The sequence below is a fragment of the Pseudomonas sp. B14(2022) genome, assembly GCF_012030485.1.
Lineage (GTDB): Bacteria > Pseudomonadota > Gammaproteobacteria > Pseudomonadales > Pseudomonadaceae > Aquipseudomonas.
In genome coordinates this window covers 563,081-579,667 of the sequence record NZ_JAAUVM010000001.1, presented here as the reverse complement: position 1 = coordinate 579,667, position 16,587 = coordinate 563,081, and the positions used below count along the sequence as shown (strand labels likewise).

General features: G+C 60.0%; 17 protein-coding genes. 3 read left to right on the top strand and 14 right to left on the bottom strand.

The window, feature by feature from the left end:
* Nucleotide 1: 1 nt before the first annotated feature.
* From HCF10_RS02775 to ppc, 5 genes are all read right to left on the bottom strand, one after another.
* Nucleotides 2-862, bottom strand: coding sequence for a DUF72 domain-containing protein (locus HCF10_RS02775; protein ID WP_167654835.1), 861 nt, complete (start codon nucleotides 860-862; stop codon nucleotides 2-4).
* The gene (locus tag HCF10_RS02770; protein WP_065926482.1) at nucleotides 862-1,152 is read right to left on the bottom strand and encodes a hypothetical protein; all 291 of its coding nucleotides are present in this window, start codon (nucleotides 1,150-1,152) and stop codon (nucleotides 862-864) included. The genes HCF10_RS02775 and HCF10_RS02770 overlap by 1 nt, the downstream gene beginning before the upstream one ends.
* 160 nt (nucleotides 1,153-1,312) lie before the next feature.
* The gene (gene tsaB, locus HCF10_RS02765; protein ID WP_131697280.1) at nucleotides 1,313-1,999 is read right to left on the bottom strand and encodes a tRNA (adenosine(37)-N6)-threonylcarbamoyltransferase complex dimerization subunit type 1 TsaB; all 687 of its coding nucleotides are present in this window, start codon (nucleotides 1,997-1,999) and stop codon (nucleotides 1,313-1,315) included.
* 89 nt (nucleotides 2,000-2,088) lie between these two features.
* On the bottom strand, nucleotides 2,089-2,736 hold the full coding sequence (adk, locus tag HCF10_RS02760) for an adenylate kinase (RefSeq protein WP_010212617.1): 648 nt from the start codon (nucleotides 2,734-2,736) through the stop codon (nucleotides 2,089-2,091).
* A gap of 296 nt (nucleotides 2,737-3,032) precedes the next feature.
* Nucleotides 3,033-5,678: a phosphoenolpyruvate carboxylase gene (gene ppc / locus HCF10_RS02755; RefSeq protein WP_145335080.1), complete on the bottom strand. Its 2,646-nt coding sequence runs from the start codon at nucleotides 5,676-5,678 to the stop codon at nucleotides 3,033-3,035.
* Nucleotides 5,679-5,861: 183 nt separating this feature from the next.
* On the opposite strand from ppc, the gene HCF10_RS02750 reads away from it, so the two are divergent.
* The 3 genes from HCF10_RS02750 (at nucleotide 5,862) to HCF10_RS02740 (ending at nucleotide 7,757) form a co-directional block, all read left to right on the top strand.
* Nucleotides 5,862-6,206, top strand: coding sequence for a pilin assembly protein (locus tag HCF10_RS02750; RefSeq protein WP_131697282.1), 345 nt, complete (start codon nucleotides 5,862-5,864; stop codon nucleotides 6,204-6,206).
* Between the two features lie 299 nt (nucleotides 6,207-6,505).
* Entirely contained in the window at nucleotides 6,506-6,916 is a 411-nt protein-coding gene (locus HCF10_RS02745) for a DUF4398 domain-containing protein (RefSeq protein WP_178116714.1), read from the top strand.
* 55 nt (nucleotides 6,917-6,971) lie between these two features.
* Nucleotides 6,972-7,757, top strand: a complete 786-nt coding sequence (locus HCF10_RS02740; protein WP_131697284.1) for an OmpA family protein — start codon at nucleotides 6,972-6,974, stop codon at nucleotides 7,755-7,757.
* Nucleotides 7,758-8,133: 376 nt separating this feature from the next.
* Here the strand turns inward: HCF10_RS02740 and HCF10_RS31060 are convergent, their stop codons facing one another.
* From HCF10_RS31060 to HCF10_RS02695, 9 genes are all read right to left on the bottom strand, one after another.
* A complete protein-coding gene (locus HCF10_RS31060) occupies nucleotides 8,134-8,601 on the bottom strand; it encodes a hypothetical protein (protein ID WP_205885405.1) in 468 nt (155 codons plus the stop codon).
* A gap of 55 nt (nucleotides 8,602-8,656) precedes the next feature.
* The gene (locus HCF10_RS02730) at nucleotides 8,657-8,983 is read right to left on the bottom strand and encodes a hypothetical protein (protein ID WP_003172217.1); all 327 of its coding nucleotides are present in this window, start codon (nucleotides 8,981-8,983) and stop codon (nucleotides 8,657-8,659) included.
* Complete coding sequence (locus HCF10_RS02725) at nucleotides 8,980-9,885, bottom strand: alpha/beta hydrolase (protein WP_167654834.1); 906 nt, start codon at nucleotides 9,883-9,885, stop codon at nucleotides 8,980-8,982. The genes HCF10_RS02730 and HCF10_RS02725 overlap by 4 nt, the downstream gene beginning before the upstream one ends.
* Before the next feature lie 27 nt (nucleotides 9,886-9,912).
* On the bottom strand, nucleotides 9,913-11,190 hold the full coding sequence (locus HCF10_RS02720; protein WP_131697287.1) for a flavohemoglobin expression-modulating QEGLA motif protein: 1,278 nt from the start codon (nucleotides 11,188-11,190) through the stop codon (nucleotides 9,913-9,915).
* A gap of 21 nt (nucleotides 11,191-11,211) precedes the next feature.
* Nucleotides 11,212-11,760 carry a hypothetical protein gene (locus HCF10_RS02715; RefSeq protein ID WP_131697288.1) on the bottom strand — a complete coding sequence of 183 codons (549 nt, stop codon included), beginning with the start codon at nucleotides 11,758-11,760 and terminating at the stop codon, nucleotides 11,212-11,214.
* Between the two features lie 14 nt (nucleotides 11,761-11,774).
* Nucleotides 11,775-12,491 carry a TetR/AcrR family transcriptional regulator gene (locus HCF10_RS02710; RefSeq protein ID WP_131697289.1) on the bottom strand — a complete coding sequence of 239 codons (717 nt, stop codon included), beginning with the start codon at nucleotides 12,489-12,491 and terminating at the stop codon, nucleotides 11,775-11,777.
* 151 nt (nucleotides 12,492-12,642) lie between these two features.
* On the bottom strand, nucleotides 12,643-14,145 hold the full coding sequence (gene lysS, locus HCF10_RS02705; RefSeq protein WP_131697290.1) for a lysine--tRNA ligase: 1,503 nt from the start codon (nucleotides 14,143-14,145) through the stop codon (nucleotides 12,643-12,645).
* Between the two features lie 78 nt (nucleotides 14,146-14,223).
* Nucleotides 14,224-15,319, bottom strand: a protein-coding gene (prfB, locus tag HCF10_RS02700; protein ID WP_098465888.1) for a peptide chain release factor 2 whose coding sequence is annotated in 2 segments (ribosomal slippage) — nucleotides 14,224-15,246 and nucleotides 15,248-15,319 — 1,095 coding nt in all. Because the reading frame shifts where the segments join, the coding sequence is not laid out codon by codon here.
* A gap of 236 nt (nucleotides 15,320-15,555) precedes the next feature.
* Complete coding sequence (locus tag HCF10_RS02695; RefSeq protein ID WP_131697291.1) at nucleotides 15,556-16,557, bottom strand: response regulator; 1,002 nt, start codon at nucleotides 16,555-16,557, stop codon at nucleotides 15,556-15,558.
* Nucleotides 16,558-16,587 lie beyond the last annotated feature (30 nt).

Below are 16,587 nucleotides of genomic sequence, written 5' to 3'. Positions count from 1 at the left end.
CCTAGAGTAACCCCAGTTGTTCCGCTTCGGGTTGCCGATCTAACGTCGGCAGTGCCGGAAGGCCGGGCAGGCGCACCATCAACTTGGCGTGGAAACGCAGGGCCAGTTGTGCGGCCAGGCGGTTGTCCGAGGTGTGCAGGAATACGTAGGGCGTACGGCCTTCTTCGATCCAACCAGCGATTTTTTCCACCCACGGGACCAGGAACGGGTCATTGGCCTCAAGCTCCGGATGACCGATAAAACGCACTTGGGGGAACTGGGTCAACGCTGCCGGACGGGGCGGCACCTTGGGCTTTTTCGATTGTGCATGCAGCACCGCCGCCGAAGATGACGTGCAACTGAACAACGCGCGCGGATCGAGACAGATGCGCTCGACACCTCGATCACGCAGCAAGCGGTTGAGCGTACGTTCGGCATCCCCCCTGGCGAAGAACTCAGGGTGGCGTACTTCCACCGCCATCGGGCGTTCCAGGCCATCAATAAAGCCGGCCAGTTCAGCCAGGCGTTGCGGCGAAAAACTCGCCGACAGTTGCAGCCATAGCGGTGAAACACGTTCACCGAGCGGGCTCATCAAACCGACAAAACTTTCCGCTGCCGGCAATTGCTCGCGCAAGTCACCACCGTGACTGATGTCACCGGGGAACTTGGCTGTGAAGCGAAAATCTTCAGGCATGATGTCGGCCCAGCGCTGCACGGTAGCGACCGAGGGCCGAGCGTAGAACGTGGTATTGCCTTCAACGGCGTTGAAGACCTGGGAATAAAGGGCAAGGTAATCGCCGGAGCGGGCGTCGACTGGGTACAGGTACTCGCGCCAGGCGTTTTCACTCCAGGACGGGCAACCGAGGTAGTAAGGCAGCCGCATCAGATGTGAATGTCGAGGCCCAGCACTTCCATATCCCATTCGACAAATCCGGCGGTGGTCAGGTAGCTGGCCAGGGCGGTGGCGACGCTTTTGCTCATGGAGCGCGGGAAGACCATGTCTTGCTGGCGGGCGGGAACGCCGCTGATGCGGGCTTGTGAACTGGCCTGCGCATCGGATTGGACCTCGATGAAATCCGGCGAATCCTCGACGGAGTCGTCCACCGTAGCGTTTGCCTTACGCGGCTTGCGCTTGATTGGGTACGACTGTGAGGAAAATCCATCAATACGCATAGGCGCGAACTCGCTATCAGTAATGGCATTTTGGCAGCACTGTCCGTCGCGCGCAAATGCTCTGGTGATAACTAGAACACATAATTTGAAAAAGGTTTAAAAACGAGGGCAAATTCTGACGATTGGCGACTTTTGCCTCAAATTGCCATCATTTTTGGCGTCAACTAATCCCTCTTTCCGCCTTGGTCTGCGCCACTTTATCGCGCAGGTAAACCGGTGCAGCCTGATCCGCAGGAATCGCCTCGCCACGTTCGAACGCAAAGCGCGCCAGGGTCAGCAGATCCTCGGCGTGAGGCAACAGGGTGGCGTCCTGGCCAGCAGGTTGAACGCCGATACGCTCGCCATAACCCCAGCCGGTGCCAGCGCCGAACCAGTCACCGCTGGCATCGGCGGGCAATACCGCCGATTCCGGTGGCTGCACGGCTTCCACGCCGACAAGGCGCATTTCGCCAGCCGTTTCGCGGTAGCAGCCCCAATACACTTCGTCCATACGTGCATCGATAGCCGCCGCCACCTGCCGGGCCCCCTGTTCGCGCAAGGCACGCTGAGCCAGTACGGCAAGGTTGGAGACCGGCAGCACCGGGCGCTCCAACGCAAAGGCCAAGCCCTGAACCACACCAATGGCGATACGCACACCAGTAAACGCCCCCGGGCCGCGGCCAAAGGCAATGGCGTCCACGGCAGACAGCGTGATGCCAGCGTCTTCGAGCAACTGCTTGATCATCGGCAACAGCTTCTGCGCGTGCAGGCGCGGGATCACCTCGTAGTGGCTTGTGACTTTGCCATCATGCAGCAAGGCAACGGAGCAAGCTTCAGTCGCGGTGTCCAGGGCCAGCAGGGTGCTCATCGGTGTGGGTGTCCAAGTCGAAAAAAAGTGCGCCAGTATAAACAACAACGGCCCGCAAGCGGGCCGTTGTGTATCGAGCCGATGAAGGATCAGCTCAGTGCTTGCAGCACCTTGGCGGTGATGGCTTCCACCGAGCCGACGCCAGGGATATGGCTGTACTTCGGCTTGCCCTGGGCTGCGGACAGCTTCTGGTAGAAATCCACCAGCGGCTTGGTCTGGGAATGGTAGACCGACAGGCGATGACGCACGGTTTCTTCGGTGTCGTCTTTACGCTGCACCAGGTCTTCACCGGTGACATCGTCCTTGCCTTCGACTTTAGGCGGGTTGTAGACGGTGTGGTACACGCGGCCAGAGGCTTCGTGAACGCGACGACCGGCAATACGCTGGACGATTTCCTCATCCTCAACCGCGATTTCGACCACGGCGTCCAGCTCGACGCCGGCTTTCACCAGGGCTTCAGCCTGGGGAATGGTGCGTGGGAAGCCGTCGAACAGGAAACCGTTCTTGCAGTCTTCCTGGCTGATGCGTTCCTTGACCAGGTTGATGATCAGGTCATCGGAGACCAGGCCGCCACTGTCCATCACGCTCTTGGCGATCAGGCCCAGCTCGGTGCCGGCCTTGACGGCTGCGCGCAGCATGTCACCGGTGGAGATTTGTGGAATGCCGAATTTTTCAGTGATGAACTTTGCCTGAGTACCTTTACCGGCCCCGGGAGCTCCCAGCAGAATGACGCGCATCGATGTGCTCCTCAATTTTTTATAGAGATGACGCTCGGATTCGCCGCGTGGGGCCAATCTCGTAAAAATATGTGGCTCATAAAAATATGGGCCCAAGCCGCCCAAACGGCCAAAGGCTGATCAAGATACACAGCAGGCCCTAACCACACAAGCCGCCAAAAGTCGCAGGAACCCGCGCCACGCGTACGTCATAGGTAGGGTGTGCCTGAGTGCAACCAGCGCTGTAAACGCCGACCACCCCTTTCAGGGCGGCCGTCGTGGTTTATTCGCAAGCCTTTGAGAACACGCAAAAAACCTCAGCCGGTGTTGCGCAGGCCGGCCGCAATACCGGCCACGGACACCAGCAGCGCCTGTTCCAGAGGGCTGTCTTGCGCGGCTTCCTGGCGACGCGAGCGCGCCAGCAACTCGGCCTGCAACAGGTGCAGGGGGTCAAGATAGGTGTTACGCAGGCGGATGAACTCCAGGGTGTCAGGACTATGGGCCAGCAGTTGCGACTGGCCGGTCAGGCCAAGCACCACGCCGCATGCCTGCGACAATAGGTCGCGTAAGTGCGCCCCCAATGGCAACAGGTCCGGCTGCACCAGGCGCTCGTCATACAGGCGCGCAATATCGGCGTCGGCCTTGGCAAGGACCATTTCCAGCATATCGATGCGGGTGCGGAAGAACGGCCACTGTTCGCGCATCTGCCCCAGCAGTTCGCCTTCACCGCGTTCCAGGGCCTTGCTCAACGCAGCTTCCCAACCCAGCCAGGCCGGCAGCATCAGGCGAGTCTGGGTCCAGCCGAAGATCCACGGAATGGCGCGCAGGCTTTCTATACCACCGGCACGCCGCTTGGCGGGGCGACTGCCCAAGGGTAGACGGCCCAGCTCCTGCTCGGGGGTGGATTGGCGAAAATACTCGACGAATTGCGGATTTTCCCGCACCACTGCGCGGTAAGCGCTGACACCGTCGGCCGCCAACTCATCCATCAAATGCCGCCACGCCGGCTCCGGTGGCGGCGGTGGCAGCAACGTCGCTTCCAACACGGCAGCCAAATAGAGATTGAGGTTCTGTTCAGCAATGTCCGGCAAGCCGAATTTGAAGCGAATCATCTCGCCTTGCTCGGTGGTACGGAAACGCCCCGCCACCGAACCCGGCGGTTGCGACAGGATCGCCGCATGGGCCGGGCCGCCGCCACGCCCGACGGTCCCACCACGGCCATGGAACAGCAGCAATTCCACCTGTTGCTCCCGGCAAATATCCACCAACCGCTCCTGGGCGCGGTACTGCGCCCAGGCGGCGGCGGTGGTGCCGGCGTCCTTGGCCGAGTCGGAATAGCCGATCATCACTTCCTGCGGGCCCTGCAAGCGTGCACGGTAGCCCGGCAGCAGCAACAGTTGCTCGATCACGGGACCGGCGTTATCCAGGTCGGCCAGGGTTTCGAACAGCGGTACCACACGCATCGGCCGTTGAACGCCCGACTCTTTAAGCAGCAGCTGCACCGCCAATACATCCGAGGCGGCACCGGCCATGGAGATGACATACGAGCCTAACGATGCGGCAGGTGCGGCGGCCACTTCCTTGCAGGTGTTGAGCACTTCGGCCGTATCCGCCGACGGCTTGAAATAGCCCGGCAACAGCGGTCGACGGTTGGCCAGCTCCTTCATCAGGAAGCTGATGCGCATGTCTTCGTTCCAGTCTTCGTACCGGCCCAGGCCCAGATAATCGGTGATTTCGGTCATGGCCGCCGAATGGCGACTGGAGTCCTGGCGTACATCCAGGCGCACCAGGAACAGACCAAAGGTTACGGCCCGGCGCAGGCAATCGAGCAGCGGGCCGTCGGCGATCACGCCCATGCCGCATTCGTGCAGCGACTGATAGCAAAGCTCCAGTGGCTCGAGCAGGTCGCGGTTGTTCTGCAAGACCTCGGCAGGCGCCGGCGTGCTGCTGCTCAACGCGGTATGGGCCCATTGGCGCGTGGCGCGCAGGCGTTCGCGCAGCTGCTTGAGCAGGGCACGATAGGGTTCGACGCTGTCGCCGACCTTGGCCTGCAACGCCGGGCTGGCCTTTTGCATCGACAGCTCGGAGGCCAGGTGGTCAATGTCGCGCAGGTACAGGTCGGCAGCCATCCAGCGCGCCAGCAGCAACACCTCGCGGGTGACCGGCGCGGTGACATTCGGGTTGCCGTCACGGTCGCCGCCCATCCACGACGCAAAGCGGATCGGCGCGGCTTCCAGGGGCAAACGCAGGCCCGTCGCAGCGTGTAATGCCTGGTCGGCCTTGCGCAGGTAATTGGGGATGGCGTGCCACAACGAATGCTCGATCACCGCGAAGCCCCACTTGGCTTCATCCACCGGGGTAGGCCGGGTTCGACGGATTTCTTCGGTGTGCCAGGCTTCAGCGATCAAGCGTTGCAGGCGCTGGCGGATCTGCTCGCGCTCAGCGGTGGTGAGGTCACGGTGATCCTGCAGCGCCAGTTGCGCGGCGATAGCGTCGTATTTCTGGATCAGGGTGCGACGCGCCACTTCGGTGGGGTGGGCGGTGAGGACCAGTTCGATTTCCAGGCGGCCCAACTGACGGGCCAGGGACTCGTTGCTGTGGCCTTCGCCTTGCAGACGGGCCAGCAACTCCGGCAAAACACGGGACTCGAACGGTGCCGGTTGCGACTCATCGCGCCGGTGAATCAACTGGTACTGCTCAGCGATATTGGCCAGGTTAAGGAACTGGTTGAAGGCCCGGGCCACGGGCAGCAGTTCGTCTTCCTGCAATTGATTGAGGCTGGCGCTCAGTTCATCACCAGCGGCTTTGTCCGGGGCGGCTCCGCGGCGGTCGGCCTTGGCGCCTTTGCGGATCTGCTCGATCTTGTCGAGGAAATCATCGCCGTACTGCTCTCGAATGGTGTTGCCCAACAGCTCACCCAGGAGGTGAACATCCTCACGCAAGCGTGCATCGATATCACTCATCAGCCAATCTCCAGCCAGAAATCCGGGACGCGCAGGTCTGCCAGAGTGCCGCCAGCATCGTTTTATGACAAGACTTTAAACCTTGTGACTTGCAGCTAGTCTCAACTGTGAGTCGCCGCGTTATCCAGGCGAGCGACTGGTCACTCATCACCGCCTGCCATCGCGGGTTCTATTGAGGTTGCCATGAAAATTCGAGAACTGGCCCAGCATTGGGAAGAGAATGCCAAGGGTCGCTTGACCAAGACCGAGTACGCCATCCATCTGGATGTAGAGGCCGCTGCGCGGTTGGCGGCCATTGCCGAGATGTACCCCAAGCGCCACACCGAAGAACTGCTCGGCGAACTGATCGGGGCGGCCCTGGAAGAGCTGGAAGCCAGCTTTCCGTACATCAAGGGGCAGCAGGTGATTGCCACCGATGAGGAGGGTGACCCGCTGTACGAGGACGTCGGCCCTACCCCGCGTTTTCTGACCCTGTCGCGGCGCTACTTGCATGATATGTCGGCCAGTACCGACGAACAAAAACACTGACAGCATCGCGGAAAAATCCCGCCCCCCCCAGTATCCCGGGCCTTTCACAGGCCCGGCGGTACCGCTGAGCATTGCAAAAGTTCCACAATCAATACGCTGACCACTCAGTCAGATGTTTTTTTAGGCAAATCGCCATCTTCTCTGAACTTTTAAAAAAAGCCTCCGGTCACAACCAGTAAGCCATCACTTGGAACGGCCGTTTGAAAGGGCCCGTCGTGCTTTACCGCCGCGCCCCAGCCGCTCACCGACTGAGATGGATTTTGATGTTTTTCAGGAGTTATCCAATGGAGTTGAAGACGATGAAGACCAGCACTGCCAAATCCACGTTTAACCACCTGCGCGGGCTTAAATTGGCCGCGCTGGCAATCGGCACCAGCTTCGTTTTGGCTGGCTGCGCCGGCAACCCGCCTACAGAGCAATACGCGGTGACTCAATCTGCGGTCAACAGCGCAGTCAGCGCGGGCGGTACCGAGTACGCGGCCGTAGAAATGAAGTCGGCCCAGGACAAGCTCAAGCAAGCCGAAATCGCCATGCACGACAAGAACTATGACGAGGCGCGTCGCCTGGCCGAACAAGCCGAATGGGATGCTCGCGTTGCAGAGCGCAAGTCCCAGGCCGCCAAGGCCGAACAGGCTGTGAAGGATTCCCAGAAAGCTGTTCAGGAGCTGCGTCAGGAAGGTATGCGCCCGGCTGCTATCCAGCAGCAATAAACCGCCGCGCCTGATTGCACTGCACCCGATATCGAATTGAAAGGACGACACGACTATGCGTAAACAATTGATGATCCCTGCCCTGCTGGCGATGAGCGTTGCCCTGGCGGCCTGCTCCACCCCGCCCAACGCGAACCTGGAAAACGCACGGACCAACTTCTCGTCCCTGCAAACCAACCCGCAAGCCACCAAGCTTGCCGCGCTGGAAACCAAGGACGCCAGCGAATGGCTGGACAAGGCCGACAAGGCTTACCGCGACAAGGAAGACCAGAAGAAAGTTGACCAACTGGCCTACCTGACCAACCAGCGTGTTGAAGTGGCCAAAGACACCATCGTGCTGCGCGAATCCGAAGCCAAGCTGAAAAACGCCGGCGACGAACGTGCCCGTGCACTGCTTGAAGCCCGTGATGCGCAGATCAAGCAGTTGCAGGACAGCTTGAATGCCAAGCAAACCGAACGCGGTACGCTGGTGACGTTCGGCGACGTGCTGTTCGCTACCAACAAGTCCGACCTGAAATCCAGCGGCCTGGTTAACATCACCAAGCTTGCGCAGTTCCTGCGTGACAATCCGGATCGTAAGGTGATCGTCGAAGGCTACACCGACAGCACCGGTTCCGACTCGTACAACCAGAGCCTGTCGGAGCGCCGCGCGGCATCGGTACAACGCGCACTGGCTCAGCAAGGCGTGGATATTTCGCGCATCGTGACCCAGGGTTATGGCAAGGAATACCCGGTTGCCGATAACGGCAGCGTCTCGGGCCGTGCCATGAACCGCCGTGTTGAAGTGACCATCTCCAACGACAACCAGCCCGTCAAGCCACGTTCGTCCATGGCGAACTGATTGATTGATGCTGGATAAAAAAACCCACCTCACGGTGGGTTTTTTTTCGGTTCGCCGAACTGGATAGAACGGTGCGTGTCCTCCGCTGGCAGCTCAATTTTTGGTTTACGCTCCTGTTGGGCCCGCCGTTCCAGATCCCCATGACACCTGCACATATTCAGCAGGTTGCGAAATGCCTGACTTTCAGAACTTGCCGGATGTACAGGAGGTAAAGGATTTGCAATTGTCGCCACTTTCTCGGCCCTGATCTGTGTAAGTTACCCCGCTTTCTGTGGCTTCTTACGCGACATGGTTCCAAATAAACCCGTCGCCGACTGATCGTCCCATGCACTATAAAAAAACCGCCTATGACCGGCGGGTTTTCTCAGGCGGCCAATCAGCTGCCAACCCTGCCTGACCCCTGGTAGTCCGGCGTCTGGATTTGCGCACCGTTCTGTGCGCCATCTTGACTGCCTTGCTGACTCTGACCGTCCTGCGCACCCTGACCGGCCTGTGCACCTTGGTTCGTTTGTGCAAGCAGTTTTTCCAGCTTCTTCAACAGTTCCTCAAGGCTTTCTTCACCTCCGGCACCGCCGCTACCCTGCCCACCTTGGGAACCTTGCGACTGCTGTTGCTTAATTTTACTTTGTAAGTCCTGAATCTGCTGTTCAAGGCCGCCTTGAGCCCCGCCGCCAGCGTTACCAATATTGCCCACACTCCCAGCACCCGATACTCCGTTGATACCTGCCATAAACATCGACTCCACATTAACTAATAAAAAGGACCGATCAGTAATACCAATCGGCCCATAATCTGTGGTTGGCAAATTGAGATGGTTCCAGTCGTATGAGGATCGCAGGTGCATCGAAGGACTAATCGCCAGGTTTCATCGCGTTTTCCCACGGCGGTGATGCGATAGCTTACTGCTGCAATTGCGGCGTTTCCTGCCCCATGCAACGCACAGCCTGCTTCTTGTTGTTTACCAGCACACCACTCAGGCCTTTCTGCTCGGTGTCGAACATTACCAGTACACCATCAACACACTGCGCCACTTGCGCGGCCGGGGTAAGGGAGATCTTGTAATCCTCACCAGGCACAGTCTTGAGCATGGTGAAGTCACTGAGCAGCAGAGCATCTTCCGGCTTGGCGAAGTGCAGGTAGCCGTAGTACCACAGACAACCGACAGTACCGATGATGGTGCCGATGCCGGTGAGGATCAGCGGGATCATGTTGCGTTCTTCGCTCATTGCGGGCTCTCTGATGGGTCAACTTTAGGAGTCGGATAGTTCGGAATTTCGCCCAGGCGGCGCAGGCCGTTAAAGTGCTGCGGGTCGTCCAGATAGCGCAGCATCACGGTTTGCCAGGTTTTGTCGGCAAAGGTTTGCACATGGCCACCTCGGGTCAACTGCAACACTCGTGGCGGTGGCGCGGCCTGATACAGGCGGATACCGTTGGCCACGGGCACGACCGGGTCATCCAGACTGTGGAACAGCAATTTCGGCACGCCGGTCAGCTGCGGCATGGCGTTGATCGCGCTGTCGGCGTCGGGCACCAACCAAGACAAAGGCACCTGGAATGGCCATGTTAACCAGGAGGTGCTCAGGGCGAATTGTCCTACGTCACGATAACTGGCGGGCACACCGTCCAGTACCAGGGCTTTGAGTTGGGAATGACGCTGTGGGTGTTCCGCCAAATAATGCACCGCCAGCGCGCCGCCGAGGCTTTGGCCGAGGACGATCAACGGTTGGCCCTGGGTTTCGGGGGCCTTGTCGAGCCAACTGAAAGCCGCATCCACATCCTGATAAATCGCCGGCAATGAGGGCTTGCCTTCCGACAGCCCATAACCGCGATAGTCCAGCAGCAGGACCTGGTAACCTTGCTCCGGCAACCACCAACTGCCCCCCAGGTGCCAGGCCAGGTTGCCGCCGTTGCCGTGCAGGTGCAGTACCGTACCTTTGACGGGCACTCCGGCCTTCGCCGGCAGCCACCATGCATGCAGCTTCACACCGTCGGCGGTGGTGAGGGTGACATCGCGGTATTGCAAGTGCGCTTTTTCGGGCGTGAACGGCAGGCCGGGTTCGGGGTAGAACAGCAACGAGCTGCAACCGTTCAATGTGAGTAGCAGGCATAGAATGCCGAGGATTCTCATCCGTTGAAGCCTCGTGAATAACAGCGTTTAAAGGATATTGGAGTAATCCGCCTCGATCCGGTCCAGGCTCAAGTGGTTGAGGAAGTTGGAGAAGCACATCCATGCCGCCAGTGCGTTCATGTCGCGGAACTGTTCGGGCAGGTACTTGGGTGGCACCACCAGGCCTTCGTCGACCAGTTGGCGCAAGGTGCGCATGTCTTCCAGGGTGGTCTTGCCGCAGAACAGCAGCGGCACTTGCTCCAGCTTGCCTTTGCGCACGGCCAGCTGGATGTAGTTGTAAACCATGATAAAGCCCTTGAGGTAGGACAAATCCTTGGTAAACGGCAGGCCGTCCGGCACCGAGCCACGGAATACCCGGCTGGCATTGCCATAGCTTTCGGCCATTTCAAAGCCTTGTTCGCGGAAGAACTCGAACACCTGCAGGAAGTCGGCGCCCTCTTCCACCATGTGGATGGCACGGGTGCGGTTGGTCAGTTTGCGCAAGCGGCTCGGGTAGGAGGCGAACGTGATGATCTCCATCAGGATCGCCAGGCCTTCCTGGGTCACGGTGGACGACGGAGGGCCCTTGGACAGGAACGTGCAGATCGGCTGGTTCTGACCGTTGAGCGTGGTACCGACATGCACCAGGCCTTCGTGGACTTCCAGCGCACGCACGTCGCGGTCGTTGAACATCGCGTCGGCGCGGATCTTGATGTAGTCGGCGCCCGCTGCGGCATCGGCGACGATGCCGTCGGACTCAAACACCCGAATGGTCTCTTCCGCCTCGCCAAACACCTTGTTCAGGCGGGTTTGCAGCAGGGCCACGGCGTCCTTGGCGGTAAGGGTCTTGGCTTCGTCCTTGAGGTCGCCACGGCCGTCGATATTGTTCAGGTAGTCGGAGAGCATCAGGCCCAGGTCAGCCAGGGTCGGGTCGCCGGCGTGGAAGGCATCGGAAGCCGCGCCGTACAGTTCCTGGGAAATCAGGCCAAAATCCTCGGTGCCGCGCGCTTCGAGCATCCGCACCACCATGCGGTATTCACGGCACATGCGACGCATGATCTGCCCCACCGGGCTGAACTGGCCGAGGCGGCGAGTGATGTCGCGTTCGATGTTCTGGAATTCGAGCTTAACAGCACTGGAGTCGAACGACAGCGGCCGGTTCAGGTAATAGTCGCGGTCCACGGCCGGCATTGCCTTGCCCTTGGCCTTGAGGAACCCCTGGCGAATGTTGTCGTCCCACTTCACAGCGTCGAGGACGCGAATCGGTGTTTGCGCCAGCACAATGCGATCGGACAAGGTGCGTATCGTCTGCTGGTAATCGTCCACCCGGTGCTTCCTCTTTAAACGTTATTTGCCCGCACGCCGGTAGCGCACGGCTTCAACGAACACATCGGCATTGGCCGGATCATCCAGATAGGCAAACACCTGGCTCATGGAACTGTCGACCCGTACCCCGGTGCCTTCGACGGTATCCACGCTGCTGCCCTGCAACACCTGTTGCCCGATGGCCTGGTGAATCTGTTCGAGGTCGAGGTTATAGACCACCAATTCGTGCTTATCGTCGAACTCGAACCCCGCCAGGAAGTAATGCCCTCCGAACCGGGCCGGCAACGGTGCCGACAGGTACCAGCGGCTGCCATGACGCGAAACCGTAAACAGGTACTCATCGCGCTGGGCCGGCGTGGCTTTAGGGTAGCTCACCGCCTTATAGCGGCGCTCACCGATACGGCTGATGTGCAGGTTGAGCGGTTCGCCCCAGGCATTCCTGCTGGTCCAATGGCCCAGCAATTCATCCGGCGCCGCCTCATGGGCGGGCAACGGGTCCTTGAACGTTACCAGGCAACCGCTGAGCAACAGGAACGACAAGGCGATTATCGCCACACGCCAGGTTTTCATTGGACTCCCCGGTGTCAGACCGAGGCCAACACCAAATGCATGTAACGCTTGAGGATCTCAAGCATCTCTTCACCGGTCAGAGGCTCTGCGCCGCCCAGCAGGCCCTGATATTCCATCCGACTGATAATCGCCGTCAACACCTTGGCGTCCTGTTGCGGCTCGCGGGAGCCCAATACCTGGAAAAACTGTCCCGTGCCCTGCAACAGAATCTGCTGGTGGGAACGCACCAATTGCGCCAGGCGCGGGTTGAGCAAGGCTTCCTGGCGAAAGGCCTGCTCGGCCATCAGGTGTTCGCGGCGGTTGGTCAGTTGGCGCAGCACATAGTCGGCGGTCAACCGCGCGATGTCATCGGCCAGTTGCGAACGCGATTCCGGGCTGCCATCGCCATAGGCGACCATCTCACGCAGCAAGCCTTCGTTACGCACCCATAGCTTGCCCATGAACGCAGCGCTGCGCTCGACGTACTGGGCGAACGTGTCGGTGAGCAAATCGTCGATATCTTTGAAGTAATAGGTGGTAGCCGACAACGGCACGCCGGCCTCGGCCGCCACGGCCCGATGGCGCACGGCCCGCACGCCATCGCGCACCACAATGCGCATGGCCGCATCGAGAATGTCTTGCCTGCGTTGCTCGCTGCCCCGACGGCTGGCCTTACGGCCCTGGTACTGGACGCTTTCAGCCACGGCAGCGGCAATGCCGGCGGCGCCTTCTTGAGCGGTTACGCGGTTCACGACGGATCTTCCTTATCAGGTGACGCGGGGCGTCACGGTGTGTATTCCCACGCAGAGCGCGGGAACGATCCCATGGCGCTGTTTGTTTGACGCTTATTAATGCCACATAAAAAAGCCGCCTTATAAAAGGCGGCTTCGGATTTCGCTACGCTTACGCTTGTGGCCGCATGTGCGGGAACAAGATCACATCGCGGATCGACGGCGAGTTGGTCAACAACATCACCAGGCGGTCGATGCCGATACCTTCACCGGCCGTTGGCGGCATGCCGTATTCCAAGGCACGTACGAAGTCGGCGTCGTAGTGCATGGCTTCGTCGTCGCCGGCGTCCTTGTCGGCCACCTGGGCCATGAAGCGCTCGGCCTGGTCTTCCGCGTCGTTAAGCTCGGAGTAGGCGTTGGCGATTTCGCGGCCACCGATGAACAGCTCGAAACGGTCGGTGACGTTCGGGTTGTCGTCGTTACGACGGGCCAGAGGCGACACTTCGAACGGGTACTGGGTAATGAAGTGCGGCTGTTCCAGCTTGTGCTCCACCAGCTCTTCGAAAATCATCACCTGCAGTTTGCCCAGGCCTTCGAAGCCCAGCACCTTGGCACCAGCTTTCTTGGCGATGGCGCGTGCCTTGTCGATGTCATTGAGGTCGTCGGCGGTCAGCTCAGGGTTGTACTTGAGGATCGAGTCGAACACCGACAGGCGCACGAACGGCTCGCCGAAGTGGAACACCTTGTCTCCGTACGGCACGTCAGTGCTGCCCAGGACCAGTTGCGCCAGTTCGCGGAACAGTTCTTCGGTCAGGTCCATGTTGTCTTCGTAGTCGGCGTAGGCCTGGTAGAACTCCAACATGGTGAATTCCGGGTTGTGACGGGTCGAGACGCCTTCGTTACGGAAGTTGCGGTTGATCTCGAACACCTTCTCAAAGCCGCCGACAACAAGACGCTTGAGGTACAGCTCAGGCGCGATACGCAGGAACATTTCCAGGTCCAGTGCGTTGTGGTGGGTTTCGAACGGCTTGGCTGCAGCACCACCCGGGATGGTCTGCAGCATCGGGGTTTCCACTTCCAGGAAGTCACGCTGCATCAGGAAGCTGCGGATGTGCGCGATGACTTGCGAACGCACGCGGAACGTCTGGCGCACCTCTTCGTTGACGATCAGGTCGACATAACGCTGGCGGTAGCGCTGCTCGGTATCGGTCAGGCCGTGGTGCTTGTCCGGCAGCGGGCGCAGGGACTTGGTCAGCAGACGCACACTGGTCATTTCCACGTACAGGTCGCCCTTGCCGGAACGGGCCAGGGTACCTTCGGCGGCGATGATGTCGCCCATGTCCCAGGTTTTCACAGAGGCCAGGGTTTCTTCAGGCAAGGTCTTGCGGTTGACGTAGACCTGGATACGCCCGGTCATGTCCTGGATCACCATGAACGAGCCACGGTTGAGCATGATGCGACCTGCTACCTTGACCGGGATCGCAGCCTCTGCCAGCTCTTCCTTGGTCTTGTCCGCGTACTGCTTCTGCAAGGCATCGCAGTAGTTTTCGCGGCGGAAGTCGTTGGGGAAGGCATTGCCCTTGGCGCGCTCGGCAGCCAGCTTTTCCTTGCGCAGGGCGATCAGGGAGTTTTCTTCCTGTTGCAGGACTTGCGGGTCGAGTTGTTGGTCGCTCATGTCTTTAAATTTTCCATCAGGTTCGTTGTCCCAGGCGTAGGCCGGGGATCGCCGGCATGCCGGCTCCTACAATCTTTATTACAAGCCGGACTTCAGGCTGGCTTCCAGGTATTCGTCGATGTCACCGTCGAGTACCTTGTCGCAGTCGCTGCGTTCGATGTTAGTGCGCAGATCCTTGATCCGCGACGCATCGAGCACATAAGAGCGGATCTGGTGACCCCAGCCGATATCCGACTTGGTGTCTTCCAGCGCCTGGGAAGCCGCGTTGCGTTTCTGCATTTCCTGCTCGTACAACTTGGCCCGCAGCATTTTCATGGCGGTGTCCTTGTTCGCGTGCTGGGAACGTTCGTTCTGGCAGCTCACCACGGTGTTGGTCGGTACGTGGGTAATACGGACGGCCGAGTCGGTGGTGTTTACGTGCTGGCCACCGGCACCGGAGGAGCGATAGGTGTCGATCCGCAGGTCGGCCGGGTTGATCTCGATTTCCACCTTGTCATCGATCTCGGGCGAGACGAACACCGCAGAGAACGAGGTGTGACGACGGTTGCCGGAGTCGAACGGGCTCTTGCGCACCAGGCGGTGCACGCCGATCTCGGTACGCAGCCAGCCAAAGGCGTATTCACCCTTGATGTGCACGGTCGCGCCCTTGATGCCGGCGACTTCACCGGCCGACAGTTCCATGATGGTGGCGTCGAAACCGCGTTTGTCGGCCCAGCGCAGGTACATGCGCAGCAGGATGTTGGCCCAGTCCTGGGCTTCGGTGCCGCCGGAACCGGCCTGGATGTCCAGGTAGGCGTTGTTCGGGTCCATTTCGTGGCTGAACATGCGGCGGAATTCAAGCTTGGCGAGGTTTTCCTCGAGACGGGCCAGCTCGGCGACGACATCGCCCACTGCGCCTTCGTCGTTTTCTTCGACGGCCATGTCCAGCAGGTCGCGGCAGTCGGCCAGGCCGGTGTTCAGCTCGTCGAGGGTGTCGACGATCTGCGCCAGCGCAGCGCGCTCGCGCCCCAGTTCCTGGGCGTATTCAGGTTTGTTCCAGACACTCGGATCTTCAAGCTCGCGATTGACTTCGGTCAGACGCTCATGCTTTTGATCGTAGTCAAAGATACCCCCGAATAGTTTCGGAGCGCTCGGACAGGTCCTTGATGGTGTTAAGGATCGGGTTGATTTCCATGGCGGGCAGCACTCGTTGGCGAACTTTTGAAAGCCGGCGAGTATAACGGCAAACAGCTGGAAACGGCAGTCCGCCGAGCCGAAAAGGCGGGATCTGTACACAATCCAAGCCCCATGAAGATCCAAATGTGGGAGGGGGCTTGCCCCCGATGGCAGCCTGTCAGCCAATGAGGTTGTGACTGACCCACCGCTATCGGGGCAAGCCCCTCCCACATTCTGATCTGTTGCGGCCTCGACTCACTCGATGCCGACCAGATTGCGCCCGTTGTGCTTGGCCGTATACAAGCCCTTGTCCGCCGCCATGATCAACTGGCGGCAATCCGTACCCTGCACCGGCGTCATGGTCGACAGGCCGATGCTGATGGTCAGGCTTGAGCCTTCAGCCGGGGCAATATGCGGGATTTTCAGCGCGGCAACGGCCATGCGCAGCTTTTCCGCCACCAGACGTGCGCCACCCGGCGAGGTGTTCGGCAGCACCAGCGCGAACTCTTCGCCGCCGTAGCGCGCCGGCAGGTCCGAGGGACGGCTGCTGGCTTCACGGATGGTGTTGGCGACTTTACGCAGGGCTTCGTCGCCCTCGACGTGGCCGAAGCTGTCGTTGTAGGTCTTGAAGAAGTCCACATCGATCATCAGCAACGACAGCTGGGTCTGGTCACGCATGGCGCGTCGCCATTCCAGCTCCAGGTATTCGTCGAAGTGGCGGCGATTGGACAGCCCGGTCAGGCCATCGGAGTTCATCAGCCGTTGCAGCACCAGGTTGGTGTCCAGCAGCTGTTGCTGGCTGACCCGCAGCGCACGGTAAGCGGCATCGCGCTGCAACAGGGTCATGTAGGAGCGCGAGTGATAGCGGATGCGCGCCACCAACTCGATGTTGTCCGGCAGCTTGACCAGGTAATCGTTGGCCCCCGCCGAGAACGCCGCGCTCTTGATCAGCGGGTCTTCCTTGGTGGAAAGCACGATGATCGGGATGTTCTGCGTGGCCGGGTGGTTGCGGTATTCGCGCACCAGGGTCAGGCCGTCGAGGCCGGGCATCACCAGATCCTGCAGGATCACCGTGGGCTTGATACGGATGGCCTGGGCAATCGCCTGGTGCGGGTCGGCGCAGAAGTGGAAGTCGATGTTTTCTTCATGGGCCAGGCCGCGCCGTACGGCTTCGCCGATCATGGCCTGGTCGTCGACCAGCAACACCATGGCGGCATTTTCGTCGGTCTTGATGCCGTCGATCTGTAAATCATTCATGTGCAGTCACCTGAATTACTGCCTGCAAGC

Coding starts and splice junctions, on each gene's coding strand:
- HCF10_RS31060 (WP_205885405.1), bottom strand. CDS start 8,601: ATGCACCTGCGATCCTCATACGACTGGAACCATCTCAATTTGCCAACC.
- HCF10_RS02770 (WP_065926482.1), bottom strand. CDS start 1,152: ATGCGTATTGATGGATTTTCCTCACAGTCGTACCCAATCAAGCGCAAG.
- tsaB (WP_131697280.1), bottom strand. CDS start 1,999: ATGAGCACCCTGCTGGCCCTGGACACCGCGACTGAAGCTTGCTCCGTT.
- ppc (WP_145335080.1), bottom strand. CDS start 5,678: ATGAGTGATATCGATGCACGCTTGCGTGAGGATGTTCACCTCCTGGGT.
- HCF10_RS02730 (WP_003172217.1), bottom strand. CDS start 8,983: ATGAGCGAAGAACGCAACATGATCCCGCTGATCCTCACCGGCATCGGC.
- HCF10_RS02740 (WP_131697284.1), top strand. CDS start 6,972: ATGCGTAAACAATTGATGATCCCTGCCCTGCTGGCGATGAGCGTTGCC.
- HCF10_RS02725 (WP_167654834.1), bottom strand. CDS start 9,885: ATGAGAATCCTCGGCATTCTATGCCTGCTACTCACATTGAACGGTTGC.
- HCF10_RS02745 (WP_178116714.1), top strand. CDS start 6,506: ATGAAGACCAGCACTGCCAAATCCACGTTTAACCACCTGCGCGGGCTT.
- HCF10_RS02750 (WP_131697282.1), top strand. CDS start 5,862: ATGAAAATTCGAGAACTGGCCCAGCATTGGGAAGAGAATGCCAAGGGT.
- HCF10_RS02715 (WP_131697288.1), bottom strand. CDS start 11,760: ATGAAAACCTGGCGTGTGGCGATAATCGCCTTGTCGTTCCTGTTGCTC.
- HCF10_RS02775 (WP_167654835.1), bottom strand. CDS start 862: ATGCGGCTGCCTTACTACCTCGGTTGCCCGTCCTGGAGTGAAAACGCC.
- lysS (WP_131697290.1), bottom strand. CDS start 14,145: ATGAGCGACCAACAACTCGACCCGCAAGTCCTGCAACAGGAAGAAAAC.
- adk (WP_010212617.1), bottom strand. CDS start 2,736: ATGCGCGTCATTCTGCTGGGAGCTCCCGGGGCCGGTAAAGGTACTCAG.
- HCF10_RS02695 (WP_131697291.1), bottom strand. CDS start 16,557: ATGAATGATTTACAGATCGACGGCATCAAGACCGACGAAAATGCCGCC.